This window comes from Streptomyces pyxinae (assembly GCF_024756275.1).
GTDB lineage: Bacteria > Actinomycetota > Actinomycetes > Streptomycetales > Streptomycetaceae > Streptomyces > Streptomyces pyxinae.
Genome location: NZ_JANUGQ010000011.1, coordinates 142,236 through 169,152, shown reverse-complemented (window position 1 = coordinate 169,152; position 26,917 = coordinate 142,236). Strand labels below are relative to the sequence as shown.

The window sequence follows — 26,917 nt, the reverse complement described above, 5'->3', positions numbered from 1 at the left end:
CCCGGCCGGCGCCGGGGCGCCGCACGGCGGGGACCGGGGCCCGTACGGCCGGGACCAGGACCACCCGGCCGGGAACGGAGCCCGCGCGGCCGGGACCGGGAGCCCCGGGGACAGCCGGGTCCGCCCATGGGCACGGGTCGTACGGCCGTCATCGCGGCCGCCCGGTCCCGGGGCCCGCGCGGCTCCGGAACTGCCGCCCGTCCGCGCCCCGGGCATCCGGCCAGGACCGGACCGCCCGGCAGGAGGCGCGTCCGCCCGGCCAGGGGCACCAGCCCGCACACCCGGCCGGGACCGCCGGGCACCCGCCCCAATCGCGGCCGCCCGGCCCGGGCCCACCAGGCAGTCGGCCCCGGGCCCGGCGCCCGGCCGGGACCGGAGGCTCCCGGTGACCGGCCCGGCCGGCCCGTAGGCGCCGGCCGTACGCCCGGCCGACCCGGACACCCGCCCCAACCGCAGACGCCCGGCCGGGCCCGGCGGTCGGCCACCGGCCTGGCCGGCCCGCCCCGCCGTCCGCCCGGTCCGGCTCAGGCTGCGGCGGTGCGGGTGAGGCCGGCCCGGCGGGGGGTGGCGTAGGCGTCGAGGTCGGCGCGGGTGAGGCCGGTCAGGCGGGCGACCTCGGCGGTGTCCAGGGCCCCGCAGTCGATGCCGCGCAGCAGATAGGAGCTGAGCGCCTTGGCGGTGGCGGGCTCGTCCATGACGTCTCCGCCGGCCCGGCCGGCATAGGCGGCCAGCCGGGCGGCGGCGGCCTCACAGCCCTCGCGGTAGAAGGCGAAGACGGCCGCGTACCGGGTGGGCAGGTGGCCGGGGTGCATGTCCCAGCCCTGGTAGTAGGCGCGGGCCAGGGCGCGGCGGGTGAGGCCGTAGTGGAGCCGCCAGGCGTCGTGCACCCGGGCCGTCGGTCCGACCGGGAGGACATTGGTGGAACCGTCGGAGACCCGTACCCCCGTGCCCGCGGCGGCCACCTGCATGATCGCCTTGGCGTGGTCGGCGGCCGGGTGGTCGCTCGCCTGGTGGGCGGCGGAGACCCCCAGACAGGCGCTGTAGTCGAAGGTGCCGTAGTGCAGGCCGGTGGCCCGGCCCTCGGCGGCGCCGATCATCCGGGCGACGGTGGCGGTGCCGTCGGCGGCCAGCACGGCCTGGCTGGTCTCGATCTGGATCTCGAAGCCGATCCGGCCGGCCGGCAGTCCGTGCGTCCGCTCGAACTCCTCCGCCAGCCGGACCATGGCGGTGACCTGCTCGGCGTAGGTGACCTTGGGCAGGGTGAGGACCAGGCCGTCCGGCAGTCCCCCGGCCTCCATCAGCCCGGTGAGGAAGACGTCCAGCGTCCGGATGGCCCGGTCGCGCACGGCGGCCTCCAGGCACTTCATCCGGATGCCCATGTACGGGGCGGCGGTGCCGTTCGCGTACGCCTCCGCGATCAGCCGGGCGGCCCGGGCGGCGTCGGCGTCCTCCTGGGCGTCGTCCCGGCCGCCGTAGCCGTCCTCGAAGTCGACGCGCAGGTCTTCCACCGGCTCCCGCTCCAGCTTGGCCCGGACGCGCGCGTACACCTCCCCGGCCCGCTCCTCCGGCAGGTCCAGTACGGCCGCGAGGGCGGCGGCGTCCGGGGCGTGCTCGTCCAGCGCGGCGAGCGCCCGGTCGCCCCAGGAGCGGACGGTCCCGGCGGTGAAGGTCTCACCGGGCACGTACACGGTGTGGACGGGCTGGCGGGTGCCGGGGTCCCCGGGGTAGCGGCGGGCCAGCTCGGCGTCGACCGGCCCGAGATCGGCCCCGATCCGCTCGGCCACCCCGCTCGCGAGGCTCGTCGCCACCGCCGGCTTCGCCGTTTCCTGCTGCGCCATTCCCGTACCCTCCGCACACCCGAGCCGGTATTTCACTCAACGGAATCCAGCATCCGCATCGCGAAGCTATCCGTCCTCGCTCCGGGGCGTCAACGGTCCTCGGGACGATCGGGCGCGCCCGGAACGACCGGAACCACCGGAACGAAACGGCGCGGGGCCGCGCGGTGAGCGTGCACCGCGCGGCCCCTGCCGGTTTCCGTCACACCGGCCCGGCCGGCCGTCCCGTACCCGCCGGGACGCACCGGCTGCGCCGGAACGGGGTCAGCCCTTGCGGGACTTGACCTCCTCGGTCAGCTGCGGGACGACCTCGAAGAGGTCGCCGACCACGCCGTAGTCGACCAGGTCGAAGATCGGGGCCTCGGCGTCCTTGTTGATGGCCACGATGGTCTTCGAGGTCTGCATACCGGCGCGGTGCTGGATCGCGCCGGAGATGCCGGAGGCGATGTACAGCTGCGGCGAGACCGACTTGCCGGTCTGGCCGACCTGGCTGGCGTGCGGGTACCAGCCGGCGTCCACGGCGGCGCGGGAGGCGCCGACGGCGGCACCGAGCGAGTCGGCCAGCGCCTCGATGATCGCGAAGTTCTCGGCACCGTTGACACCACGGCCGCCGGAGACCACGATCGCGGCCTCGGTCAGCTCGGGGCGGCCGGTCGACTCGCGCGGGGTGCGGGAGACGACCTTGGTGCCGGTGGCCTGCGCGGAGAAGGAGACCGAGAGGGCCTCCACGGTGCCCGCGGCCGGGGCGGCCTCGACGGCGGCCGAGTTCGGCTTGACCGTGATGACCGGAGTGCCCTTGGAGACACGGGACTTGGTGGAGTACGAGGCGGCGAACACCGACTGGGTGGCCACCGGGCCCTCGTCGCCGGCCTCCAGGTCCACGGCGTCGGTGATGACACCGGAGCCGATGCGGACGGCGAGGCGGGCGGCGATCTCCTTGCCCTCGGCGGAGGACGGGACCAGCACGGCGGCCGGCGAGACGGCCTCGTACGCGGCCTGGAGCGCGTCCACCTTCGGTACGACGAGGTAGTCGGCGAACTCGGGGGCGTCGGCGGTCAGGACCTTGACGGCGCCGTGCTCGGCGAGCGCGGCGGCGGTGGACTCGGCGCCGCTGCCGAGGGCGACGGCGACCGGCTCGCCCACGCGGCGGGCCAGGGTCAGCAGCTCCAGGGTGGGCTTGCGGACGGCGCCGTCCACGTGGTCGACGTAGACGAGAACTTCAGCCATGGGATGTGCTCTCCTGCGGATGCGAAGCGAAGAATCGGGCGGTGGGGCTCTGCGCGAGCCGGGGCGCCGGCCGGGTCCGTGAGTCCGGGGGCCTGCGAATGGCCCGGTCCGGGAGCCCGGGACGGCGGCGGGCGGCTAGATGAACTTCTGGCCCGCGAGGAACTCGGCCAGCTGCTTGCCGCCCTCGCCCTCGTCCTTGACGACCGTGCCGGCGGTGCGGGCCGGGCGCTCGGTCGCGGAGTCGACCTTGGTCCAGGCGCCCGCGAGACCGACCTCGTCGGCGTCGAGCTCCAGGTCCTCCAGGTCCAGGGACTCCACCGGCTTCTTCTTCGCGGCCATGATGCCCTTGAAGGACGGGTACCGGGCCTCGCCCGACTGGTCCGTGACGGACACGACGGCCGGCAGCGACGCCTCCAGGCGCTCGGAGGCGGTGTCGCCGTCGCGGCGGCCGGTGACGGTGCCGTCCTCCACCGAGACCTCGGAGAGCAGGGTGACCTGCGGGACGCCGAGACGCTCGGCGAGGATCGCGGGCAGCACACCCATCACGCCGTCGGTGGACGCCATGCCGCAGAGGACCAGGTCGTAACCGGTCTTCTCGATCGCCTTGGCCAGCACCAGCGAGGTGCCCATGACGTCGGTGCCGTGCAGATCGTCGTCCTCGACGTGGACGGCCTTGTCGGCACCCATGGAGAGCGCCTTGCGGAGCGCGTCCTTGGCGTCCTCGGGGCCGACGGTCAGCACGGTGATCTCCGCGTCGTCCGCCTCCTCCGCGATCTGGAGCGCCTGCTCGACGGCGTACTCGTCCAGCTCCGACAGCAGGCCGTCGACGTCGTCCCGGTCGACGGTCAGGTCATCGGCGAAGTGCCGGTCGCCGGTGGCGTCGGGCACGTACTTCACACAGACAACGATCCTCAAGCTCACGCCGGCTCTCCTACTGCATCGTCATTACTGGCTGCCTTGATGCACGCAGCATAGGCGCCTGATGGGGCGGTTTCCGCACGGGGCGGCGGACGCCCCTGCGCGGAATATTACTCGTCAGTACACCCACTGCCTGCCCGGCGGGCAAGCCGAGGTAACTGTGACCTTGCCAACGCTCCGTAACCGGGATTTCTCAGTCCCGCAGGGCGTTGAAGCGGCCTTGGTGGTACAGCAGCGGGCGTCCGCCGCCCGCCGTGCCGCCCTCCACCGCCCGGGCGACGACCAGCCGGTGGTCGCCGGCCGGGACGAGCGCCGCGACCCGGCAGACCAGCCAGGCACTGACGCCGTCGAGCAGCGGTACGCCCCCGGGGCCGGGGCTCCAGCGGGTGGGCGCGGCGAACCGGTCGGCGCCGCTGCGCGCGAAGGTGGCGGCCAGCTCCGCCTGGTGCTCGCCCAGGATGTGCACCCCGAGGTACTCGGCCTCGGCGAGCACCGGCCAGCTGGAGGAGGAGGTGCCGATCCCGAAGGAGAGCAGCGGCGGTTCGGCCGCGACCGAGGTGAGGGAGGTGGCGGTGAATCCCACGGGCCGGTCGCCCCGGGCGGTGATGACCGCGACGCCCGCCGCGTGTTCGCGGAAGACGGACCGGAACAGCTCGGGCGCGACGGCCTCCGGGAGTCCCGCCGCCGGTTTCTCCGGGGCGGCGCCCGCACCCGGCCGGCCGCCAACACCGGCGGCGGTGCGCGGGGCGGGAAGGCCGGCGGGATCGGCCCGACGGGCGTGCTCGGCCCGGTCGGAGCGATCGGAGCGGTCGGCACGGTCGGCGTGATCCACACGCTCGCCCCGGTCGGCCCGCTCGGCGTGGCCGGCGCGTTCGGCGCGGTCACCGCGTTCGGCGCGGTCACCGCGTTCGGCGTGATCCACTCGCTCACCCCGGTCGGCGCGCTCGGCCCGATCGGCGCGGTCACCGCATTCGGCGTGGTCCACGTGCTCGGTGTGCTCGGTCCGGTGTGTCGGATTCTTCCGGGAGAGTGCCGTCATGGAGTTGTCCTTCTGCTGCGGGGGGCGCGGGCGGGGTTCCGGGGCAGTTCAGACACCCCGACAGCGCGCGCTCGCGTGCCGGCCCAGATCGACGTCCGGCCTGCCGTGGAGAAGGATTTCCTTGGGCACAGCGTCAGCCTGACGACAAGGGGCGGCCGGCGTCAAGGTCGTGCCACCCGGTGAGAGCCGCGTCACGGCACGTCACCGGGGTGACCGGCCGGGGAAGCGGGGCCCGTGGATTCCCCGGCGCCCGGCGGCTCGTCCGCCAGGGCCCGGCCCAGGGCGGCGATCACGTCCGCCCGGCGGGGCAGTCCGGTGGCCCGGCGCACGATCCGCCCGGCGGCGTCGAGGACCAGCACGGTCGGCGTCCGGACGATGCCGAGGTCGCGGACGAGCGCCAGCCGGGCCTCGGCGTCGATCTCCACATGGGCGACCCCGCCGACCATGGCGGCGACCTCGCCGAGCACCCGGCGGGTGGCGCGGCAGGGCTGGCAGAAGGCGGTGGAGAACTGCACCAGGGTGGCCCGCTCCCCCAGCGCCGCGCCCAGGGTCGCCGGACCGAGCGCCGCCCGGCCCGCCGCCTGCCCTGTCGCCCGCCCGCCGTCCCCGGCCGTCGCGGTGACCCTGCCGTCCGGTTCCGTGACCACCGTCCGTATCCTCACTCTCACGTCGGTTCGGCCGGCCGGTCGCCGGCCCGGCCGTGCCACCGCCCCGTTCCGTCCCGGCGTCCGCGCCGGGTCCGGTGCGGCGGCGGTACGCGGTCCGCCGGGGCCGGGCCGGGAGCATCGCCCCACCGCCTGCCCCGGGACGGCGGGTTCAGCGCCGCCGGGGCGGGAATCATTCCCCGCGAGGCTCTGAGCGGGCACGACGTGACGAGAATCTCCGCAGGTCGGGACCTCCCGGACTGGTCTGCGGGGCACGCATGGGGCACGATCTGCCGCAGGCCGCTACCTACGGCTGCGTAACTTCCGCCGGGAGAACCCTCCCCAGGCTGTGAGAAGAAGGGTCCTCTCCAGATGGCAGAGCTGGTCTACCGGCCGGTCATCGGCGCCGCGCTCACGATGTTCAAGGCGCTCGACCTCAAGATCGACACTCAGGGATCGGAGAACATCCCGCGCGGCGGCGGGGCGGTGCTGGTCAGCAATCACATCAGCTACCTGGACTTCATCTTCTCCGGTCTGGCCGCCCTGCCGCAGAAGCGGCTGGTCCGCTTCATGGCCAAGGAGGCGGTCTTCCGGCACAAGATCTCCGGCCCGCTGATGCGCGGCATGCGGCACATCCCGGTGGACCGGGCCAAGGGCGAGGCGGCGTACGCCCACGCGCTCGACTCGCTCCGCTCCGGCGAGGTGATCGGGGTCTTCCCGGAGGCGACCATCTCGCAGTCGTTCACTCTGAAGAGCTTCAAGTCCGGGGCCGCCCGGCTCGCCCAGGAGGCCGGGGTGCCGCTGGTGCCGATGGCCCTCTGGGGCACCCAGCGGCTGTGGACCAAGGGCCGGCCGCGCAACTTCCGGCGCAGTCATATCCCGGTGACCATCCGGGTCGGTGAGCCGGTGGAGGCCCCCGCCGACCAGTACGCGGGCGCCATCACCCGGCGGCTGCGCGAGCGTGTCCAGGAGCTGCTGGAGGCCGCCCAGCGCGCCTATCCGGTACGCCCCCGGGACACGGCGGACACCTGGTGGGTGCCGGCCCACCTCGGCGGTACGGCCCCGACCCCGGCCCAGGTCCGCGAGGCGGGCTGACACCGGGTCCGGGGCCGGTGACGCGGGCCGGAGACGCGCCGGCAGCATCCGGTCTCCACAGCGACTCGTCACCCTGATCGTCGTCACCAGCCCGCGGCGGGAAAGGCGCTCGCCCCCGGACCCGATGGGGGCCGGGGGCGGCACCGGCGGCGCGCCAGGTCACGGCGCGCCGTCCGTGTCAGGGACGCGGGGAGTGTGTCAGGCGGCGGGCAGGGCCGCGCCCTCCCGGCCGCAGACCTTTGTCAGCGTGGGCGCGGTGGCGATCTTGGTGGATCCGTTCACGGTGAGGTGCACCGAGTTGGCGTAGGTGACGTTGCAGGGAACACTGACCGTCGGACCGAAACAGCCGCGCTGGAAGCCGGTGTTGAGCACCGAATCGGCGCAGGTGACATTGGAGCCGAACTGCGACGACGTCCAGCCACCGATGTTCACGGCCTTGGGACCCTGGTTGTTGACGACCAGGACGAGCTGGGCGTCGCCGCTGTTGTTCGCGACCACGCAGCCCTGGAACTTCACACCGGGATAGGTGGCGTGCGAGATGGTGGTCCCGCACTCCCAGTTGGCGTTGGGTTGGACCTCCTTCCAGTTGGCCTCCGCCGCGCTCGCCGGAGCGGTGGTGACGGCCAGGGCGGTGACCGCCGCCGCCGCGAGACCCGCACCACGAATGATCCGCTGGATCCTCATGCTGACTCCTTCATGCGATCGTTCTGTCAGGGGCATGCCTTGAAGGCATCAGGAGCCTAGGGGGCTCCGGGGGGCTCCGATCGAAGACCGCGCTCCCCGGGATAGAACGCGGAGACCGAGCGGCCGGCGGCCCGGACCGCCCGGTGGGGCGTGGTTCTCGGTGGCCCGGGTGGCTCCCCGACCGGTGTCGCGGGAGTCGCGGCCCGCCCGGAGGCTCGCCCGTTCGAGTCGACCAGCGAGGCGGAAGAGACGGCCCTCGTGACCGTGACCGGGGGCGAACCGCATGCCGGTCCGAAGCGCCGTACCGGGTCGGCCGTCAGCGGTACGGTCCCGGCGGGCGTGCCCGCCGGGTTGAACGCCATGGTGAACGGCGAGCGGTCGATCCGGCCGTGGCCGTCCGGGGGCGCGGGGTCGCGTGGGCCGGGCCGTGCGGCCGTACGGGCCGTACGGGCCTCGAAGGGGCCGCTAGCGCGCGGCGCGCATCCCGAGAGCGTAGGTCGCGGTGAGTGCGACGGCCCGGTCGTCGTCGCGGGACAGCTCCGCGAGGGCGCCCGACGCCGTGTCTCCCGGGATGTCCGCGAGCGCCTGGGTCAGCCGCCGCCGGGCGTGCGGTTCCGGGGTGCCCCGGGTGAGGCGGCCGACGAGCCCGGCGGCGATCCGGTCGGCCGCCGCGGGAGTGCTCGCCAGCGCGCCCAGCGCGTCGGCCGCCTCGGCGTCGTTCCGCCCCGACACGACCATGTCGACGAGCGCCGGGACCGCGTCGGCCACGCCACGTTCCCCGAGTGCCAGCGCCGCGTAGCCCCGGACCACGGTGTCGGGGTGGGCGAGGGCGTCCCGCAGCAGTGCGGTCGCCGCGTCGTCCGGGATCTCCGCGATGGTCCGGACGGCACGTCTCCGCACCTCGGCCCCGGGCGCGCCGAGGCCCTCCGCGAGCAGCGCCAAGCCGGCGGTGCCCGTTCGCGCCAGCGCCCAGCGAAGGGCGCCGGCGACATGGGCGTCCGGCTCGCTCAGCGCCGCCTCCACCAGTGCCTCCACCGGCACCGGAACCTCTTCGGCCGAGGAGAGGGCCGCGCGCTGGCGGGTACCGGCGCTCTTCGACCCCAGCGCCTGGAGGAGAGCGACGGTCCCGAGGACGTCCTCCCAGCCGGCGGGCTCCGCGGCCTCGATCCGGCGGAGCCGGGTGAGCAGCTCCGTCTCCGCCGCGATGCGTTCGCGCGTCCGGCGGACGAGGTCGCCGACCAGCTCCGCGGGCAGGAAGCCGGGTTCGTCGAGCGCCCGCCCGACGTCACTCAGCGACAGCCCCAGGGACCGCAGGCTCTCGATGTGGAAGATCCGCCGGATGTCCTCGGCGGAGTACTCCCGGTAGCCGGTGCCGGTCCGGCCCGTCGGCCGTACCAGGCCGAGCGATTCATAGTGCCGGAGCATGCGGGCGCTGACCCCGGACCGCCGTGCCACCTCACCGATCAGCATGGGCTGCCACCTTCCAGGGCTGTCACCTTTTCCAGGGCTGTCACCTTCCATGGGTGTCACCTTCATGGCCTGTCGTCCTCATCGGCTGTCATCCTTTCGGGCCGGTGGGGCCGAGGGCCACGACGCGCTTCGCCTCCTCGATCGCGGACTCGAAGCCGGTGTCCGGGTCACGCAGCAGCCGTTCGGTGGCGATCGCGTGCTCACGCGCACCGGGGTCGGAACCTGTCATCGCGGCTCGCAAGGCCGGCATGATCACCTCACCGAGCGCGATCAGCGCCCGGCTGAGGCTCAACCGCGTCTCGTGCACGCCGCGTCCGAACTGGGTCGCCAGCACCTCCGCCAACTCGGCCCTCTCCCCTTCGGGCACGAGGACGACCGCCGCTCGCCAGGCGGCCCGGGCCACCTCGTCGTCGGCGTCGGTCAGCAGCGCCCGGGTGATCGCCGGCCACGCCCGCCGGTCCCCGATCTTGGACAGGGTGTGCAGCGCCTGGCTTCGTGCCTGCGCGCGTTCCGAGCGGAGTTCGCGGAGCAGCTCCCGGACCGTCAGTGCCGCCGGGTGGCGGGTGAGCGCCCAGGTCAGCATCTCCCGCACCGGGAAGTCGGGCTCGATCGCGCACCGTTCGACGAGTGTGCCGACGTACCGGGGGTCGGGGGCCGTGCCGACCGCCAGCGCCGCCCGCAGCCGCGCCGACGCGCTGCCCGCCGCCAGCCCCACGAGGGCCCGTCCTGTGTGCGTGTCTCCTGTGCGCGTGTCTTCTTTGTTCGTGTCTTCGTTCGTGTCTTTTTCCGGCATGGTCATCGGGACCACCTCCCGGGCCACAGTGAAGACCTTGTCACCGTGTCAAGGTCAACCGCGTGGAGCCCCGCCGCCACCGTGCGGACACGGCGGCGGCAGGGCGGACAGGAGACGGGGAGAGAAGGGAGCGGCCGGACCGGACGACGGTCCGGTCCGGCCGTGCGGCGGCCGACGGCGCACCCGCCGGAGGCACATCCGCCGGGGCGCTCAGCGCGCCATCTCCTCCTTGAGCGCCAGCAGGAAGGCGTCCACGTCGTCCTCGGTGGTGTCGAAGGCGCACATCCAGCGCACATCGCCGGCCGTCTCGTCCCAGAAGTAGAAGCGGAAGCGCTCCTGGAGGCGGCGGGTCACCTCGTGCGGCAGCCGGGCGAAGACCGCGTTGGCCTGGACCGGGTGGAGGATCTCCACGCCGTCCACCTGGCGGACGCCGTCCGCGAGCCGCTGGGCCATCGCGTTGGCGTGCCGGGCGTTGCGCAGCCAGAGGTCCTTGGCGAGCAGCGCCTCCAACTGGACCGAGACGAAGCGCATCTTGGACGCCAGCTGCATGGACAGCTTGCGCAGGTGCTTCATATGGCTGACCGCGTCCGGGTTGAGCACGATCACGGCCTCGCCGAAGAGCATGCCGTTCTTGGTGCCGCCGTACGAGAGCACGTCCACGCCCACCGCGTTGGTGAACGCCCGCATCGGCACGTTCAGCGAGGCGGCGGCGTTGGCTATCCGGGCGCCGTCGAGGTGCACCTTCATGCCCAGGCCGTGGGCGTGGTCCACGATGGCCCGGATCTCGTCCACCGTGTAGACGGTGCCGAGTTCGGTGTTCTGGGTGATCGAGACGACCTGCGGCATGGCCCGGTGCTCGTCGTCCCAGCCGTACGCCTGGCGGTCGATCAGCTCCGGGGTGAGCTTGCCGTCCGGGGTGGGCACGGTCAGCAGTTTGAGCCCGCCCATCCGCTCGGGCGCCCCGCCCTCGTCCACGTTGATGTGCGCGGACTCGGCACAGATGACCGCGCCCCAGCGGTCGGTGAGCGCCTGGAGGGCGGTGACATTGGCACCGGTGCCGTTGAAGACCGGGAACGCCTCGGCGGTGGGGCCGAAGTGGCTGTGCACCACCCGCTGGAGGTGCTCGGTGTACACGTCCTCGCCGTAGGCGACCTGGTGGCCGCCGTTGGCGAGGGCGATGGCCGCCAGGACCTCCGGGTGGGCGCCCGCGTAGTTGTCGCTGGCGAACCCGCGCGCCGCCGGGTCGTGGCGGCGGTGCGCGGCGGTCGTGGCGGAGCCGTACGGGGTCAGGGCTTGGGGGTCAGCCACAGGCGCTGTCCATTCACTTCCTCGGCGGGCCGCTCCCAGACGCCGGCGATGGCCTCGGCCAGCTCCGTGACGTCGGTGAAGCCCGCGAACTTCGCATTGGGGCGTTCGGCGCGCATGGCGTCGTGCACCAGTGCCTTGATCACCAGGATCGCAGCAGCGGCCTTGGGCCCCTCCTCGCCCCCCGCCTTGCGGAAGGCGTCACCGAGCGCCAGGGTCCATGCCTCGGCTGCGGCCTTGGCGGCGGCGTAGGCGGCGTTTCCGGCCGTCGGCTTGCCGGCGCCGGCGGCGCTGATCAGCAGATAGCGGCCCCGGTCGCTGCGGAGCAGGCCGGGGTGGAAGGCGAGAGAGGTGTGCTGGACGGTGCGGATCAGCAGCCGCTCCAGCAGCTCCCAGTCGGCCAGGTCGGTCTCGGCGAAGGAGGCGCTGCCGCGCCAGCCGCCGACCAGATGGACCAGACCGTCGATCCGGCCGAACTCCTTCTCGGTCTTGGCGGCCCACTCGCGGGTGGCCGCCAGGTCGAGCAGGTCGACCGTGTCGCCGGTGACGGTGGCCCCGCCGTGCGCGTACCGGGCGGCGTCGACCGCCTCGGCCAGCCGGACCGGGTCGGCGTCCGCGCCGACGACGGTGGCGCCCGCCTCCGCGAGCCGCAGCAGGGCGGCCCGTCCGGCGGGACCGGCCGCGCCGGCCACCGCGATGACGGCGCCTTCCAGCGGTCCGTTCCCGTTTCCGCTGCCGTTCATGGCCGTCGCCTCCTCGGTCTCCGTACGAGAGTTCACGCGGCGGCCTCCGGGGCGGACGCGGTACCGGCGGTGCCGGCGGCCGCGCGGGCGGCGGTGATCCCCTTGGTGGAGGCGATCACGTTCTTCAGCTTCTTGGAGAGCGCCTCATAGAACATGCTGAGCGGAAACTCGTCCGGAAGCACGTCGTCCACCAGCTTGCGCGGCGGCAGGGTGAGGTCGAGGGCGTCGGGGCCCTTGGCCCAGCGGGAGCCGGGGTGCGGGGCGAGGTAGGTGGAGACCAGGTCGTAGGCGGCGAACCAGTGGACCAGCTTGGGGCGGTCGATGCCGTCCCGGTAGAGCTTCTCGATCTCCGCGCAGAGCTGGTTGGTGACCTGCGGGGCGCGCTCCCAGTCGATCTTCAGGGTGTTGTCGGTCCAGCGCACCACGTCGTGCTTGTGCAGGTAGGCGAAGAGCAGCTGGCCGCCGAGCCCGTCGTAGTTGCGCACCCGGTCGCCGCTGACCGGGAAGCGGAACATCCGGTCGAAGAGGACCGCGTACTGCACGTCGCGGCCGTGCCGGTTGCCCTCGGCCTCCAGCGCGACGGCCTCCTTGAAGGCGGTGAGGTCGCAGCGCAGCTCCTCCAGGCCGTACATCCAGAACGGCTGGCGCTGCTTGATCATGAACGGGTCGAACGGCAGGTCGCCGTGGCTGTGGGTGCGGTCGTGGACCATGTCCCAGAGCACGAACGCCTGCTCGCAGCGGGTCTGGTCGCCGACCATCTCGCGGATGTCGTCGGGGAGTTCGAGACCGAGGATGCGTACGGACTCCTCGGTGACCGCGCGGAAGCGGGCCGCCTCGCGGTCGCAGAAGATGCCGCCCCAGCTGAACCGCTCGGGGGCCTGGCGCACGGCTATGGTCTCGGGGAAGAGGACGGCCGAGTGGGTGTCGTACCCGGCGGTGAAGTCCTCGAAGGTGATCCCGCAGAACAGCGGGTTGTCGTAGCGGGTGGCCTCCAGCTCGGCCAGCCACTCCGGCCAGACCATGCGCAGGACGACCGCCTCCAGGTTGCGGTCCGGGTTGCCGTTCTGCGTGTACATGGGGAAGACCACCAGGTGCTGGCGGCCGTCGGCGCGGTCGGCGGCGGGCCGGAAGGCGAGCAGCGAGTCCAGGAAGTCCGGGACCGCGTAGCCGCTCTCGGCCCAGGCGCGCAGGTCGGAGACGAGCGCCCGGTGGTAGTCGGCGTCGTGCGGCAGCAGCGGGGAGAGGGCCTCGACGCCCGCGATCACGCGCTCCAGCGCGGCGTCCACGTCGGCGCGGGACGGGGCGCTCTCGGCCGTCAGGTCGATGGAGCCGTCGGCGGACTGCCAGGGACGGATCTCCTCCACGGCATTCTTGAGCGCGGGCCAGGCCAGGTGCTCGACGACCCGGGCGTCGGTGGAAACCTCACCACCGGTCGTGTCCTGCACAAGAATTTCCGTCATCACCATTCCTCCACGGGAGAACCTCGCGTCAGGGCACCGTATCCATGTGCAGTTCTCGGCCACAAGAGCCGGCGGAATAAATTATCCTGCCCGACCCCCGGGAGGACCGTGGTTTTTCCTGTACGAGATGGGGTAGCGCGCTCGCATCCACGCCCGCCCCGGAGCGAGCCCGGCCACTCCCGAGCCGGACCGAAGTGGCCGGAACCCGTCCCCGCCCGGCGCCGTGGAGCACCGGCCCCGGGCGCCGGCGGTCCACGCCCCGGGCGGCCGCGCTTCCGGTGGCCCGGGCACCGGGGGATCCGCGCACCGGGGGATCCGGACCGCGGGATCCGCGCCCAAACGGCCGCGCCCCTCGTGCCCCGGGCACCCCGGGAATCCACGCCCGGCCCGGACCGGGCCGGGCGGCACACCGACCACAGGCGTCACTCCGGTCCCGGCGGCACAGGTGTAACGGGATCCGGGCCTGGGCACCCGCGAACGCGTATCCAGACAGGTCTCCCGGAACAGCGTGTACCAGCCACCCTGGACACCGGAACGGACACATATGAGCAGCGGTTTCATGGGGCCGGAGGGATACGGCCCCGACGCCTTCGGCGACTTCCTGGCCCGCTTCTTCGGAGGCGGGCCGGGGTCATCGGGCGGGGCGCGGCCCGGCCCCCGGTACATCGACATCGGGCGGCTGATGAGCGAGCCGGCCCGGCGCATGGTCGGCGACGCGGCCTCCTACGCCGCCGAGCACGGCAGTACCGACCTGGAGACCGAGCATCTGCTGCGCGCCGCCCTGACCACCGAGCCGACCCGCGATCTGGTGGCCCGCGCGGGCGCCGATCCGGACGCGCTGGTGGCGCAGATCGACTCCACGGCCGGCGAGGGCCCGCCGCAGACCCGGATCGCGGTCACCCCGGCGGTGAAGCGGGCCCTGCTGGACGCCCATGACCTGGCCCGGCACACCGGCGCCTCCTACATCGGCCCGGAGCACGTGCTCGCCGCGCTGGCCGCCAACCCCGACTCGGCGGCCGGCCGGATCCTCATCGCCGCCCGTTTCGACCCGGGCGCGGCCTCCGGTCCGTACCCGGGCGGCCCCTATCCCGGCGGCCCGAGGCCCGGGCAGCGGCCGGCCCCCCGGGTGGGCGCGGCCTCCTGGGAGGGCGGCCCCGAGCAGCACCCGCCGCAGGGCGGCACCACCCCCACGCTCGACAAGTACGGCCGGGACCTCACCGACCTGGCCCGGGCGGGCCGGGTGGACCCGGTGATCGGCCGGGACGACGAGATCGAGCAGACCGTGGAGGTGCTCTCCCGGCGCGGCAAGAACAACCCGGTGCTCATCGGGGACGCCGGGGTCGGCAAGACCGCGATCGTGGAGGGTCTGGCCCAGCGGATCGCGGAGAACGACGTCCCCGACACCCTGCGCGGCCGCCGGGTGGTCGCCCTGGACCTCTCCGGGGTGGTGGCGGGCACCCGCTACCGGGGCGACTTCGAGGAGCGGCTGAACGCGATCATCGAGGAGATCCGTGCCCACTCCGACGAGGTGATCGTCTTCATCGACGAGCTGCACACCGTGGTCGGCGCCGGGGCGGGCGGCGGCGGCTCCGAGGGCGGCTCGATGGACGCGGGCAATATGCTCAAGCCCGCCCTCGCCCGGGGCGAGCTGCATGTCATCGGGGCCACCACGCTGGAGGAGTACCGGCGGTACATCGAGAAGGACGCCGCCCTGGCCCGCCGCTTCCAGCCGATCCTGGTCCCGGAGCCGAGCCCGGGCGACGCGGTGGAGATCCTGCGCGGACTGCGCGACCGGTACGAGGCCCACCACCAGGTCCGGTACACCGACGAGGCGCTGCTGGCGGCGGTGGAGCTCTCCGACCGCTATCTGACCGAGCGCTTCCTGCCGGACAAGGCCATCGACCTCATCGACCAGGCCGGCGCCCGGGTGCGGCTGCGGGTGCACTCGGACACCGATGTACGCGCGCTGGAGCGCGAGGTCGAGGAGCTGGTGCGGGACAAGGACCAGGCGGTCGCCGCCGAGCAGTACGAGCGGGCCACCGGACTCCGCGACCGGATCCAGGAGCTGTGCGCCCGGATCGAGGCCGGGCGCGGCGCCGAGCGGTCCGGGGACGGCCGGGTGGTGGAGGTCACCGCCGAGGACATCGCGGAGGTGGTCAGCCGGCAGACCGGCATCCCGGTGAGCAGTCTGACCCAGGAGGAGAAGGACCGGCTGCTGGGCCTGGAGGAGCACCTGCGGGAGCGGGTGATCGGCCAGGACGAGGCGGTGACGGCGGTCTCCGAGGCGGTGCTGCGCTCCCGCGCCGGTCTCGCCGACCCCGCCCGGCCGATCGGCAGCTTCCTCTTCCTCGGTCCCACCGGCGTGGGCAAGACCGAGCTGGCCCGGGCGCTGGCCGGCGCGCTCTTCGGCAGCGAGGAGCGGATGGTGCGGCTGGACATGAGCGAGTTCCAGGAGCGCCACACGGTCAGCCGGCTGGTGGGCGCCCCGCCCGGATACGTCGGCCACGACGAGGCGGGGCAGCTTACCGAGGCGGTGCGCCGCCACCCGTACTCGCTGCTGCTCCTGGACGAGGTGGAGAAGGCCCACCCGGACGTCTTCAACATCCTGCTCCAGGTACTGGACGACGGCCGGCTCACCGACGCCCAGGGCCGCACGGTCAGCTTCAAGAACACGGTCGTGGTGATGACCAGCAATCTGGGCTCGGAGGTGATCGGCACCGGCCGGGGGGTGCTGGGCTTCGGCTCCACCGGGGACGGCGCCGGCGAGGAGGCGGCCCGGGAGCGGGTGCTGCGCCCGCTGCGCGAGCACTTCCGGCCCGAGTTCCTCAACCGGATCGACGAGATCGTGGTCTTCCGCCGGCTGGACGAGGAGCAGTTGCGCCGGATCACCGATCTGCTGCTGGAGGAGACCCGGCGCAGGACGCGCGCCCAGGGTGTCACGCTGGAGGTCGCCCCGGAGGCGGTCGACTGGCTGGCCCGCCACGGCCACCAGCCCGAGTACGGCGCCCGGCCGCTGCGCCGGACCATCCAGCGGGAGGTCGACAACCGGCTCTCCCGGCTGCTGCTCGACGGCGCGCTGCCGGCCGGCTCCCGGGTCCGGGTCACGGTGGACGGCGAGGACCGGCTGGCCTTCGGCGCGGAGCCCCCGGCGGAAGGACCCGGCGGCCCGGCGGGCACCGGAGAGTCCGGCGGCCCGGCGGGTGGCTCCGGCGGGCCCGGCGGCCCGGCGGGTGGCCCCCCGGCGCCGGACGCGGCCCGGGCCGGAGCGGACCGCGCCGCCGGCGACGGGGCCGGCCGGGGCGGGGTACCGCGCGGTCCGGGGCCGGGACTGCCCGGGACGGCGGCGCCGGGGGCCGCGGCGGCCGGTGAGGGTCCTACCGGGCCAGCGGCTTGACCAGCAGCTCGAACCGCAGGTCGTCGCGTTGCGGCAGGCCGAAGCGCTCGTCGCCGTACGGGAACGGGGTCATCGTTCCCGTACGGCGGTAGCCGCGCCGCTCGTACCAGGCGATCAGCTCGTCCCGGACCGAGATCACCGTCATGTGCATCTCCCGGGCGCCCCACTCGTCCCGCGCCAGCCGCTCGGCCTCGGCCAGGACCAGCCGCCCGATGCCGCCGCCCTGGAGCCCGGGCCGGACCGCGAACATCCCGAAGTAGGCGGCGTCGCCCCGGAGTTCGAGCTGGCAGCAGGCGACAGGGGCGCCCTCCCGCTCGGCGATCAGCAGCCGGGAGCCGGGCGCGGTGACGACCGCCCGGACGCCCTCCGGGTCGGTGCGCTGTCCGTGCAGCAGGTCCGCCTCGGTGGTCCAGCCGGCCCGGCTGGCGTCGCCCCGGTACGCCGACTCGATCAGCGCCACCAGGCCGGGTATGTCGCCCTCCACCGCGTCGCGGTAGACCGGCTCCCCGGCCGGGCCGGTGCCGATCGGGTCAGCGCCGATCGAGTCAGTGCCGATCGAGTCGGTGGTGGCGGCGGTGGGAGCGGTGCCGGTGGTGCGGTCGGGGCCGGCGGTGGGGACGGTGCTCATCTGGGGGCTTCTCCTCGCTGCGGTACGACCGGCCCGGCGGGCGCGGACGGCTCCGGGCGCCGGGGCCCCGGCCGGAGGCCCCGGGCGCGAGGTGCCCGCCGCTCGCCGGTGGTCGAGCGTAACGCGGCTCCCACGCGCCCCTTATACGCCCCTGCCCGTACGCCCCTGCGCTCGTGTGTGCCGGTACCGGCCCGGGCATCGCTCCCCCGGGGTCCTCGCCGCGCGGCCAAGACTTCGGTCGGCCGCCGGCCGGCCGCCGGGCGACGACAGGGAGGGGGTGCCGTGCACGGAGCGGGAGTGACCGGCTGGCTGCTGGTGGCGGTCTGCGCGACGGCCGGAACGTACTGCCTGGCCCGTGGCCCGGCGCGGCCACGCGGCCCCGCCGGACCGGGCCGCCGGACCGGCGGCGGCGGCGGTGGCGGCGGTGGCGGTGGCGGTGGCGGTGGCGACGAGGCGCTGATGGGCTGGGGCATGGCGGCGATGGCGCTGCCCGGTGCGGGGGCGGCACCGCTGACCCCTCCGGCGTGGGTGTGGACGGGGTACGCGGTGGTCTTCGGCGCCGCGTCGGTGCTCGCGCTCCGCCCGGCCGTCCGGCGCGGCGGCCACCGGCTGCACCATCTGATCGGCTCGCTCGCCATGGTCTACATGGCGCTGGCGCTGGCCGGAGGCGGCCCGGAGCCGCACCAGGGGCACGGTCCGCCGGCCGGGCTGCCGCTGCTGACCGGGGTGCTGCTCCTCTACTACGGGGGGTATGTGCTGCGCGCCGGGACCCGGCTGGTTCCGGCGGGGCCGGGCGGGGCGGTCGCGGACGGGACGGAGGGGCCGGTGCTCGCCTGCCGGCTGGCCATGGGGCTGGCGATGCTCGCCATGCTGCTCACGATGTGAGGACGTGCCGGCGTGGGGGCGTGAGGGGGTGGGCCGGGGTGTCCCGGCGGGCTCCGCGCCAAGCCCACCGTGGCGTGCGTCACTTGGGCCGCAAGGCCATACCGATGAGTACCGCCCCGCTCATAGGCTGAGCCCATGGTCGTCTCCCTCGCGCTCCTCGCCTTCGGCGCCCTGGCCGCGTCGATCGCCCCGCGTCTGCTGGCCCGGGCCGACTGGCCGGAACGCGAACCGGTGGTGGCGCTGTGGGTGTGGCAGTGCGTGGTGGGAGCGGTGCTGCTGAGCTTCGCGCTGTCGATGACGCTGAGCGCCTCCGCCGCCTGGCAGGCCGTCCGGGGCCATGTCTTCGCACCCGCGCCGCGCGCCGTGGTGGACGCCTACGCCCTGGCCGCGCACGGCCCCTGGTCGGCGCTGCTCGCGCTGGGCCTGGCCGGCGGCGGGCTGTGGACGGTGGCCATGCTCACCCGCGAGGTGCGCGGGGCCCGGGCCGGCCGGCGCCGGCGGCGGGCCGAACTGCTCACCCGGGCCCCGCTGTTGCCCGGCGAGCGGCCCGGCGCCGAGCCGCTGGTGCTGGAGGGTGAGCGACCGGAGGCCTGGTGGCTGCCGGGCGCGGCGCCCCGGCTGGTGGTGACCACGGCGGCGCTGCGCCGGCTGAAGGGCCGGCAGCTGGACGCGGTGCTCGCCCATGAGCAGGGCCACGCCCGGGCCCGGCACGACTGGCTGCTGCACTGCTCGGGCGCCCTGGCGCGGGGCTTTCCGCAGATCCCGGTCTTCGCCGCGTTCCGGGACGAGATGCACCGGCTGGTCGAGCTGGCCGCCGACGACATGGCGTCCCGGCGGTTCGGCCGGCTGACGGTCGCGCTGGCTCTGGTCGAACTCAACGAGGACCGGGGGGTGTTCGGCCCCTGCCCGGGCCCCGAGGCCCACCTGGCCCGGCGGGTGGACCGGCTGCTCACCGCCGAGCCCCGGCTCACCGCGGGCCGCCGGCTGCGGCTGACCGCCGTGGCCTCGCTGGTGCCGGTGCTGCCGCTGCTGCTCACCTTCGGCCCGGCGCTGGGCACCCTCGGCTGAGCCGGTCCTCGTCCGGGCCCGGGGGTGCGCCTCGGCTGTACGCCCCGCAGACGCAGGCCGCGGTCACCCGCGTGCCGTCCGGCCCGGGGGTGCGCCTCGCGCCGGGGCCGGGCCGCATGGCGGATACGGGGCCCGGCCGGGCCGGGGGTCCGGAGGCGGACGGCGGGGTACGGCGGACCGCCCGGGCGGACGGCGGGGGTACGGGCCGGGCCGCCCGGGCGGACCGGGGAGGCCGGGCACCGCGGAACGGACGGCCCCGGAGCGCGGAGGCGGACGGCGGGGTGCCGCACAACGGCCCCCGGGGCCCGGAGGTGGTCGGGCGGGCACGCGGGACAGGTGGCCCCGGAGCGCGGAAGGCCGTCGGGCGGGCACTGCGGAACGGGCGGCCCCGGAGCGCGGAGCCCGTCGGCGGGTACTCCGGACGGGCGGCTTCCGGATGGTCGCTCCCGGCCAGGACTGCACCGGCGTTCACCGGGGAGGATCCTCGTATGCCCTCCCCCGTTCACCCTCCCGCCACCCACTCTCCCGCCGCCCGGGCCACCGCCGTGCGGAGCGCGCTGCCCGTCCTGCTGCCGGCGTTGTTCTCCGGCGTACTGCTGGCGCTGGTCGCCGTCGAGTGGGGGCCGCTGATCTCCTTCGACCGGTCGGTGGCGGAGGACCTGCACACCTCGGCGGTGCGCCATCCGGCGGCGACCCGGACCACCCGGGTGCTGAGCGACTGGGTGTGGGACCCGTGGACCCTGCGGGCGCTGGTGGCCGGGGCCGTGGTCTGGCTGTGGTGGCAGGGCGAGCGGCTGCTCGCGGTGTGGGCGGCCGGGGTGATGGCGGCCGGCGCGGTGGTGCAGCAGGTGCTGAAGGCCCTGGTGGGCCGGGAGCGGCCGCACTGGCCCGATCCGGTGGACACGGCGCACTTCGCCGCCTATCCGTCCGGGCACGCCATGACGGCGGTGGTCGGCTGCGGGCTGCTGCTGTGGCTGCTGGCGCGGCACGGCCGGGGCCCGGGCAGCCGGGCGTGGCGGGTGGCGGCGGTACTGTCCGCGCTGTCGGCGGCGGGGGTGGGTCTGACCAGGCTCTATCTGGGCGTGCACTGGCCGTCGGACGTGCTCGGCGGCTGGCTGCTCGGCGCGCTGGTGCTGGCCGCCGGAATCTCCTGGTACGAGCGCCGGGCGGGCGGAAGGCCCGGGCCGGGCGTCCGGGAGACCTGAGCCGGGCCGGCGGCGGGGGTCCGCGAGATTGGCCGGAAGAGGCCGTCCGAACCGGACGATCCCCCGCGTCGCCCGGTCCGTCCGGTCCCCCTTCAGCCCCACTGGCCAGCCACGCGCGGGCATCGCAGCGGGGACGCGCTGAGTATATTGGCCGCAAGCCAGTCAACGCAGGAGTTAAGCATGTCTCCCCGGAGCGCATCGGTCAATGAAGAGCTGCGGCGGCGCTCCCGTGAGCGGCTGCTTCAGGCGACGGTGGAGCTGGTCGGCGAGCGGGGGTACGACGCGACGACGCTCGGGGACATCGCGGACCGGGCCGGCTCGGCGCGTGGCCTGATCTCGTATTACTTCCCCGGCAAACGGCAGCTGCTCCAGTCCGCGGTGCACCGGTTGATGCACCGCACCCTGGAGGCCGCCCTGGAGCGGGAGCCCCGGACGGAGGACGGCCGGGAGCGGCTGGCGCGGGCCATCGACGCCGTGCTGGGGCTGGCGGCCGAGCGTCCGCTGCTGATGCGTACGCACATGGCGGGCATCCTCCAGGCCGAGGGGTTCGTCCAGTGCCCGGAGCAGCAGCGGCTGGCGGCGCTGCTCCGGGACACGGTGGCCCGCTACGGGGCGGAGACCCGAGGGAGCGGCCCCGACACCGATTACCCGCTGCTGCGGGCGTTGCTGATGGGCGCGGTCTTCGCCGTACTGCTGCCGGGGGCGCCGATGCCGGTGGCCCGGCTGCGGGCCGAGCTGTTCCAGCGGTACGGGCTGGACTGGGAACTGGGCTCCCCGCCGAACGGAGGCCCGCCGGACGGCACTCCGCCGGACGGCGCCCCGCCCGGCGGAGTCAATGGGGTCCTGGTGGAACGAAGGGAGTGAAGGGAGTGAAGGGAGTGAAGGGGGTCCTGGAGGGGGGTCCTAGTCGAAGTAGTCGGGCTGGGTCTGGACGTTCAGCTCGTCCATCCGCACCCGCTCGGCCGGGTCGGTGCGCCGGTCGTGCAGTCTCAGGACGTCGAGGCCCTTGACGATGTCGTTCGAGTAGATGTGGCCGTTGTAGTAGTACGCCGACCAGGAGCCGCCGGTGGCGTTGGTGTCGGTGCTGAGCGGGCCGCGCTCGAAGTACGCGATCTCCCTGGGGTGCCGGGAGTCGGTGAACTCCCAGACGGAGACGCCGCCCTGGTACCAGGCCTGGACCATCAGGTCGCGGCCCCTGACCGGAATCAGCGAGCCGTTGTGCGCCACGCAGTTCTCCGTGGGGCCCTGATAGCGGTCGATCTTGAAATAGTTCCGGAAGACCAGCTTGCGCCGGTCGCCCTTGCCCGTGATGTCGTAGATCCCGTCGGCGCCCCGGTTCGGGCCGGTCTCCGGGTTGCAGGTGGCGCCGCCACCGCCCCCGAGCTCGTCGGTGAAGACGACCTTGTTCGCCCGCTGGTTGAACGTGGCGGAGTGCCAGAAGGCGAAGTTGACGTTGTCCTGGACCCGGTCGATCACCCTGGGGTGCTCGGGATCCCTGAGGGAGAAGAGGATGCCGTCGCCCATGCAGGCGCCGGCGGCCAGGTCCTCGGAGGGCAGGACGGTGATGTCGTGGCAGCCGGTGGTCTTGGTGACACCCGGGTTGACGGGCCCGCCGGGGTTGCCGCCGCCGTCCGGGCCCTCGCCCGGGAAGAGCACCGGGAAGCCGACCACCGCGGCGCGTTCGGGCGCCTTGCGCGGCACCTTGATGACCGAGATGCCGTCGTGCGGCGGTTGGCAGTCGGGGAACGCGGCGTCGGGCGCGTACGAGGAGACGTACACATAGACGTTCCGGCGCTCCGGTACCAGGGTGTGGGTGTGCGAACCGCAGGCGGTCTCGACGGCGGCGACGTACCTCGGGTTGCGTATGTCGCTGATGTCGAAGATCTTCATGCCCTCCCACGACGACTTCTCGGTGGCGGGCTGGGTGGTGCTGGCGCAGGAGTCGTCACTGCGCGAGGAGTCGGTGGAGAGGAAGAGCAGATCGCCGGAGACCGAGATGTCGTTCTGCGAGCCGGGGCAGAGCACCTGGGTGACGGTCCTGGGCCTGCGCGGGTCGCTGATGTCGAAGATCCGGAAGCCGTCGTAGTTGCCCGCGAAGGCGTATCCGCCCTGGAAGGCGAGGTCGGAGTTGGTTCCCCGGAGGGCGTCCTTCGGCACATTCGCCAGCGGGGTGATGTTGGCGCTGTGGACGATCTCGTCCACCCCGGGGATCTCGCCCTTCCCGATGGCCGCCCGGGCCTCCGCCTGCTGCCGGGCCGGCACGGAGGCGCCGGCCGCCGGGACGTCGCCGGGGTCGGGGACGGCGGCCGCCGGTCCGGCCGTGAGCAGTGCGGCGAGGAGCCCGGCCGCCGCGACGGCCGCGCCGACAAGTCTGCGCCGTCCCGGCGGAGTTGGTGTCGGTGTCACTGGTTCCTCCCTGATGTCCGTCTCTGGCTGAACGGCTCATGGACCTCCGGCAGTATCTTCCTTAGCGTGCTCACAACAACAGATGGCAACAGAGACGTCACCCAACTGTCCGGCCGAGAAAGGCTCTTGACGTGTTGAGTGGTCAGCTGTCACCCCTGGCATTCCCTCTGACATCCCTCTGCCAGTTGCTCCGGCATCCCTCTGCGGCGGCCGGCGGCCGGCGACTGCCCGCCGGCCGCCGGCCGCCGAACGACCACCACGGGAGGACACCGTGTCGATCCGCAGCCTCGCCGGGGCGGCCCGCGCCGCCACCGCCGTGCCCGGCATCGCCGGCCTGGCGGCCGTACTGCTCCTGAGCGCCTGTGGGCCGGATCCGGCGACCGGGACCGGGAAGCCGGGCGCGGACTCCGGCGCCACCGGCTCCGTGGTGGCGCCGGGCAGACCGGGCGAGCCGGCCCGTACCCTCTCGCCGGAGGACGCGGCCAGGGCCGTTCCGGCGGACACCCCCAACGGGGCCGATTTCCGCTACACCCAGATGATGATCGTCCACCATGGCCAGGCGCTGGAGATGGCCGCGCTCGCCCCGCAGCGGGCGGAGTCGCGGCAGGTGAAGAAGGTGGCGGCCCGGATCGCCGCCGGCCAGGCACCGGAGATCGGCGCGATGCGGGGCTGGCTGCGGCGCAACGGCGGCCCCCGGCCGCAGCCGGACCACGGCCACCACGCCATGCCCGGCATGGCCACTCCCGCGCAGCTGGCCCGGTTGCGCGCCGCCCGGGGCAGCGCCTTCGACGAGCTGTTCCTGAAGCTGATGATCACGCACCATCAGGGGGCGATCACCATGGCCACGGAGGTGCTGGGCCAGGGGAACAACGTCCAGGTGGAGGAGATGGCGGGCGAGGTGCTGGCCCAGCAGACCGCCGAGATCGGCCGGATGCGAGCGATGTGACGGCCGGGCGGCCGTACGGGCCGCGCGGCCGTACAAGCGTACGGCCGGGCGCGCCCACGGCCGTACGACCACGGGGCGGGGCCGCCACCGTGACGGGCGGTCCGGCGGGCGGGCCGGTCAGCCGGCGTCGGGGCCGAGCCGCGCCTTCTGACGGTGGGCGGCGGCCAGCACGGTGTCCAGCAGCCCCGGGAAGAGCGCGTCCAGGTCGTCCCGGCGCAGCTCGTTCATCTTGGCGGTGCCCCGGTAGCTCTGGCGGATGACCCCGCTCTCCCGCAGCACCCGGAAGTGATGGGTGCTGGTCGACTTGGAGACCGGCAGCTCGACGGCCGAGCAGTTCACCTCCGTACCGGCCACGGCCAGTCCGCACACCACCCGCAGCCGCATGGGGTCGGCGAGCGCGTGGAGCACGTCCGCGAGGCGGATCTCCTCGTACGCGGGGTGGGCGAGTTCACGCGCGCCGGTCGGGGTGGTCACGGTTGCTCCACGGGGTCGGGGGTCGCGGCCGGGCTTTCCAGCCCGGAGGGTCCGGGTGCCGGGGTGGCGGCCCGGGGGCGGTTCTCATTGTACGGGCGGCTTGTACGAAGGTCTTCGTAGTTTGATGGTCCTCGTAGTTTGACAGACACCGTACTACGAGGTCTATCGTACAAACCGACGCGGCGGCCTCCGCCGCATCCGATCCGTCCGCGTGCCTTCCGCGCACCTTCCGATCTTCCGATCTTCCGATCTTCCGAGTGGAGTCCGCCGTGAGCGCCCTGTTCGAGCCGTACACCCTGCGTTCCGTCACCATTCCCAACCGGGTCTGGATGGCGCCCATGTGCCAGTACAGCGCCGAGGCGACGGGCCCGGACGCGGGCAGCCCCACGGACTGGCACTTCGCGCACTACGCCGCCCGGGCCAGCGGCGGCACGGGGCTGATCCTGCTGGAGGCGACCGCCGTCTCGCCGGAGGGCCGGATCTCCCCGTTCGACCTCGGCATCTGGAACGACACCCAGGTCGCCGCGTACCGCCGGATCACCGGCTTCCTCAAGAGCCAGGGCAGTGTGCCGGGCATCCAGATCGCCCATGCCGGCCGCAAGGCGTCCACCGACCGCCCCTGGCTCGGCGGCGCCCCGCTCACCGGCGCGGACGGCTGGCAGCCGGTCGGCCCCAGCCCGGTGCCGTTCGACGAGCGCCACCCGGTGCCGGACGAGCTGACCAAGGAGAAGATCGCGGAGGTCACCGCCCAGTTCGCGGCGGCCGCCCGGCGCGCCCTGGAGGCCGGCTTCGAGGCGGTGGAGGTGCACGGCGCCCACGGCTATCTGATCGGCGAGTTCCTCTCCCCGCACAGCAACCACCGCACCGACGAGTACGGCGGCTCCTTCGAGAACCGCACCCGGTTCGCCCTGGAGGTGGTGGACGCGGTCCGTGCCGCCTGGCCCGAGGAACTGCCGCTGCTCTTCCGCATCTCGGCCACCGACTGGCTGGAGCGGGCGGGCTGGACCGGCGACGACACGGTCCGCTTCGCCGCCCTGCTCAAGGAGCGCGGGGTCGATCTGCTGGACGTCTCGACCGGCGGCAACGCCGCCGGGGTGCGCATCCCGGTGGAGCCCGGCTACCAGGTGCCGTTCGCGGCCCGGGTGCGGGCGGAGACCGGGCTGCCGGTGGCCGCCGTGGGCCTGATCACCGAGACCGCGCAGGCCGAGAAGATCCTGGCCAACGGCGAGGCGGACGCGGTGCTGCTCGGCCGTGAGCTGCTGCGCAATCCCTCCTGGGCCCGGCTGGCGGCGCGGGAGCTGGGCGCCCCGGTGCACGTCCCGGACCAGTACCACCGCTCGGTCTGACGCCCGCCGGGCCGGGCGCCGGCCGGTCGTCCGCCACCGGCCGCCGCCACCGGCCGGCCCGCGCCCGTCCGCTCCGGGCCCGCCCTCTCCTGGGCCGCCCGTTCGCTCCGGGACCGCCGGGCGCGCCTCCGGCCCGGGGCCGCCGGGTGCGCCTTCGGCCCCCGGCGAGGAGACTGGCCGGTAGCCGGGGTGCTCGGTCGCCCCGGGGCACTGGCGTCGGTCCGGGAGGTGCCGGTCATGTCCGAGGTGTTCCTGGCCGTGGGTACCCGCAAGGGGCTCTTCACCGGCCGGCGGCGGGCGGGCGGCGGCCCGGCCGACTGGGAGCTGGACGGCCCGGCCTTCCCGGCCCAGGCGATCTACTCGGTCGGGATCGACACCCGCCGCCCGGTGCCCCGGCTGCTGGCCGGCGGGGACAGCGCGCACTGGGGCCCGTCGGTCTTCCACTCCGACGACCTGGGCCGGAGCTGGACCGAGCCCGCCGCGCCCCCGGTCCGGTTCCCCCGGGACACCGGCGCCTCGCTGGAGCGGGTCTGGCAGCTGCACCCGGCCGGACCGGCCGCGCCGGGCGTGGTCTACGCCGGCACCGAGCCCGCCGCGCTGTTCCGCTCCGAGGACGCCGGGCAGACCTTCGCCCTGGTACGGCCGCTCTGGGACCATCCCACGCGCTCCCAGTGGGTGCCGGGCGGCGGTGGCGAGGCGGTGCACACCGTGGTGACCGACCCCCGCACCCCGGACGCGGTGACGGTCGCCGTCTCGACCGCCGGAGTGTTCCGCACCCGGGACGGCGGCGCGAGCTGGTCGCCGTCGAACGACGGGGTGTCGGCGGTGTTCCTGCCCGACCCGCACCCCGCGTTCGGGCAGTGTGTCCACAAGATCGCCCAGGACGCCGGGGATCCGGACCGGCTCTACCTCCAGAACCACTGGGGCGTCTACCGCAGCGACGACGGCGGGCTCCACTGGACCGACATCGGCACCGGACTCCCCTCCGACTTCGGGTTCGCGGTGGTGGCGCACCCGCACCGCGCCGGGGTCGCCTACGTGTTCCCGATCGCCGCCGACGCGGACCGGGTGCCCGCCGGACACCGCTGCCGGGTCTTCCGGACCACCGACGCGGGCGGCCACTGGGAGGCGCTGTCGGCCGGGCTGCCCGAGGGCGACCACTACGGCACGGTGCTGCGGGACGCCCTCACCACCGACGACGCCGACCCGGCCGGGGTCTACTTCGGCAACCGCAACGGGGAGTTGTACGCCAGCGCCGACGACGGTGACAGCTGGCGGCTGCTCGCCTCCCATCTGCCGGACGTGCTCTGCGTACGGGCCGCCGTGATCGCCTGACGGCGGCCGGGAACGGC

General features: G+C 74.4%; 24 protein-coding genes. 10 read left to right on the top strand and 14 right to left on the bottom strand.

The window, feature by feature from the left end; genetic code table 11:
- Positions 1-524: 524 nt before the first annotated feature.
- The 4 genes from NX801_RS15170 to NX801_RS15155 all read right to left on the bottom strand — a co-directional run bounded on the left by NX801_RS15170 (position 525) and on the right by NX801_RS15155 (position 4,632).
- Positions 525-1,838, bottom strand: a complete 1,314-nt coding sequence (locus NX801_RS15170; RefSeq protein WP_258788232.1) for an HpcH/HpaI aldolase/citrate lyase family protein — start codon at positions 1,836-1,838, stop codon at positions 525-527.
- A 261-nt stretch (positions 1,839-2,099) separates the two neighbouring features.
- Entirely contained in the window at positions 2,100-3,062 is a 963-nt protein-coding gene (locus tag NX801_RS15165) for an electron transfer flavoprotein subunit alpha/FixB family protein (protein ID WP_258788231.1), read from the bottom strand.
- 135 nt (positions 3,063-3,197) lie between these two features.
- On the bottom strand, positions 3,198-3,983 hold the full coding sequence (locus tag NX801_RS15160) for an electron transfer flavoprotein subunit beta/FixA family protein (protein ID WP_258788230.1): 786 nt from the start codon (positions 3,981-3,983) through the stop codon (positions 3,198-3,200).
- Between the two features lie 190 nt (positions 3,984-4,173).
- The gene (locus NX801_RS15155; protein ID WP_258788288.1) at positions 4,174-4,632 is read right to left on the bottom strand and encodes a flavin reductase family protein; all 459 of its coding nucleotides are present in this window, start codon (positions 4,630-4,632) and stop codon (positions 4,174-4,176) included.
- Here NX801_RS15155 and NX801_RS15150 point away from each other — a divergent pair.
- On the top strand, positions 4,606-5,202 hold the full coding sequence (locus tag NX801_RS15150; protein ID WP_258788296.1) for a hypothetical protein: 597 nt from the start codon (positions 4,606-4,608) through the stop codon (positions 5,200-5,202). The two genes, NX801_RS15155 and NX801_RS15150, sit on opposite strands and share 27 nt — an antisense overlap.
- Before the next feature lie 8 nt (positions 5,203-5,210).
- Here the strand turns inward: NX801_RS15150 and NX801_RS15145 are convergent, their stop codons facing one another.
- Positions 5,211-5,567 carry a TlpA family protein disulfide reductase gene (locus NX801_RS15145; RefSeq protein WP_258788287.1) on the bottom strand — a complete coding sequence of 119 codons (357 nt, stop codon included), beginning with the start codon at positions 5,565-5,567 and terminating at the stop codon, positions 5,211-5,213.
- 468 nt (positions 5,568-6,035) lie between these two features.
- Here NX801_RS15145 and NX801_RS15140 point away from each other — a divergent pair, with 468 nt between their 5' ends.
- Complete coding sequence (locus tag NX801_RS15140) at positions 6,036-6,758, top strand: lysophospholipid acyltransferase family protein (protein ID WP_258788229.1); 723 nt, start codon at positions 6,036-6,038, stop codon at positions 6,756-6,758.
- Between the two features lie 198 nt (positions 6,759-6,956).
- On the opposite strand, the gene NX801_RS15135 is transcribed toward NX801_RS15140, so the two are convergent.
- From NX801_RS15135 to NX801_RS15105, 6 genes are all read right to left on the bottom strand, one after another.
- The gene (locus tag NX801_RS15135) at positions 6,957-7,442 is read right to left on the bottom strand and encodes a hypothetical protein (protein ID WP_258788228.1); all 486 of its coding nucleotides are present in this window, start codon (positions 7,440-7,442) and stop codon (positions 6,957-6,959) included.
- Between the two features lie 465 nt (positions 7,443-7,907).
- Entirely contained in the window at positions 7,908-8,912 is a 1,005-nt protein-coding gene (locus tag NX801_RS15125; RefSeq protein WP_258788227.1) for a HEAT repeat domain-containing protein, read from the bottom strand.
- An 88-nt stretch (positions 8,913-9,000) separates the two neighbouring features.
- Positions 9,001-9,711, bottom strand: coding sequence for a HEAT repeat domain-containing protein (locus NX801_RS15120; protein ID WP_258788226.1), 711 nt, complete (start codon positions 9,709-9,711; stop codon positions 9,001-9,003).
- Positions 9,712-9,915: 204 nt separating this feature from the next.
- Positions 9,916-11,013 (bottom strand): threonine aldolase family protein, encoded by a 1,098-nt coding sequence (locus NX801_RS15115; RefSeq protein ID WP_258788225.1) that lies wholly within the window; start codon positions 11,011-11,013, stop codon positions 9,916-9,918.
- A complete protein-coding gene (locus NX801_RS15110) occupies positions 10,992-11,753 on the bottom strand; it encodes an SDR family NAD(P)-dependent oxidoreductase (protein ID WP_258788286.1) in 762 nt (253 codons plus the stop codon). The genes NX801_RS15115 and NX801_RS15110 overlap by 22 nt, the downstream gene beginning before the upstream one ends.
- 32 nt (positions 11,754-11,785) lie before the next feature.
- Positions 11,786-13,213: a DUF6421 family protein gene (locus NX801_RS15105; RefSeq protein ID WP_258788224.1), complete on the bottom strand. Its 1,428-nt coding sequence runs from the start codon at positions 13,211-13,213 to the stop codon at positions 11,786-11,788.
- Between the two features lie 544 nt (positions 13,214-13,757).
- On the opposite strand from NX801_RS15105, the gene NX801_RS15100 reads away from it, so the two are divergent.
- Positions 13,758-16,607: an ATP-dependent Clp protease ATP-binding subunit gene (locus tag NX801_RS15100; RefSeq protein WP_258788223.1), complete on the top strand. Its 2,850-nt coding sequence runs from the start codon at positions 13,758-13,760 to the stop codon at positions 16,605-16,607.
- Here NX801_RS15100 and NX801_RS15095 read toward each other — a convergent pair.
- On the bottom strand, positions 16,588-17,235 hold the full coding sequence (locus NX801_RS15095; RefSeq protein WP_258788222.1) for a GNAT family N-acetyltransferase: 648 nt from the start codon (positions 17,233-17,235) through the stop codon (positions 16,588-16,590). The two genes, NX801_RS15100 and NX801_RS15095, sit on opposite strands and share 20 nt — an antisense overlap.
- Positions 17,236-17,517: 282 nt before the next feature.
- Between NX801_RS15095 and NX801_RS15090 the strand changes: the two genes are divergently transcribed.
- The 4 genes from NX801_RS15090 (at position 17,518) to NX801_RS15075 (ending at position 21,257) form a co-directional block, all read left to right on the top strand.
- On the top strand, positions 17,518-18,120 hold the full coding sequence (locus NX801_RS15090) for a DUF5134 domain-containing protein (protein ID WP_258788221.1): 603 nt from the start codon (positions 17,518-17,520) through the stop codon (positions 18,118-18,120).
- A 135-nt stretch (positions 18,121-18,255) separates the two neighbouring features.
- The gene (locus NX801_RS15085) at positions 18,256-19,188 is read left to right on the top strand and encodes a M56 family metallopeptidase (RefSeq protein ID WP_258788220.1); all 933 of its coding nucleotides are present in this window, start codon (positions 18,256-18,258) and stop codon (positions 19,186-19,188) included.
- Between the two features lie 488 nt (positions 19,189-19,676).
- Positions 19,677-20,393 (top strand): phosphatase PAP2 family protein, encoded by a 717-nt coding sequence (locus tag NX801_RS15080; protein WP_258788219.1) that lies wholly within the window; start codon positions 19,677-19,679, stop codon positions 20,391-20,393.
- A gap of 180 nt (positions 20,394-20,573) precedes the next feature.
- Entirely contained in the window at positions 20,574-21,257 is a 684-nt protein-coding gene (locus NX801_RS15075) for a TetR/AcrR family transcriptional regulator (protein ID WP_258788218.1), read from the top strand.
- 39 nt (positions 21,258-21,296) lie between these two features.
- Here the strand turns inward: NX801_RS15075 and NX801_RS15070 are convergent, their stop codons facing one another.
- A complete protein-coding gene (locus tag NX801_RS15070) occupies positions 21,297-22,799 on the bottom strand; it encodes an LVIVD repeat-containing protein (RefSeq protein ID WP_258788217.1) in 1,503 nt (500 codons plus the stop codon).
- A 277-nt stretch (positions 22,800-23,076) separates the two neighbouring features.
- Between NX801_RS15070 and NX801_RS15065 the strand changes: the two genes are divergently transcribed.
- Positions 23,077-23,745 carry a DUF305 domain-containing protein gene (locus NX801_RS15065; protein WP_258788285.1) on the top strand — a complete coding sequence of 223 codons (669 nt, stop codon included), beginning with the start codon at positions 23,077-23,079 and terminating at the stop codon, positions 23,743-23,745.
- Between the two features lie 117 nt (positions 23,746-23,862).
- Here the strand turns inward: NX801_RS15065 and NX801_RS15060 are convergent, their stop codons facing one another.
- The gene (locus NX801_RS15060; RefSeq protein WP_258788216.1) at positions 23,863-24,219 is read right to left on the bottom strand and encodes an ArsR/SmtB family transcription factor; all 357 of its coding nucleotides are present in this window, start codon (positions 24,217-24,219) and stop codon (positions 23,863-23,865) included.
- Positions 24,220-24,488: 269 nt separating this feature from the next.
- On the opposite strand from NX801_RS15060, the gene NX801_RS15055 reads away from it, so the two are divergent.
- Complete coding sequence (locus tag NX801_RS15055; protein WP_258788215.1) at positions 24,489-25,565, top strand: NADH:flavin oxidoreductase/NADH oxidase; 1,077 nt, start codon at positions 24,489-24,491, stop codon at positions 25,563-25,565.
- A 237-nt stretch (positions 25,566-25,802) separates the two neighbouring features.
- Positions 25,803-26,900 carry a WD40/YVTN/BNR-like repeat-containing protein gene (locus NX801_RS15050; protein ID WP_258788214.1) on the top strand — a complete coding sequence of 366 codons (1,098 nt, stop codon included), beginning with the start codon at positions 25,803-25,805 and terminating at the stop codon, positions 26,898-26,900.
- Positions 26,901-26,917 lie beyond the last annotated feature (17 nt).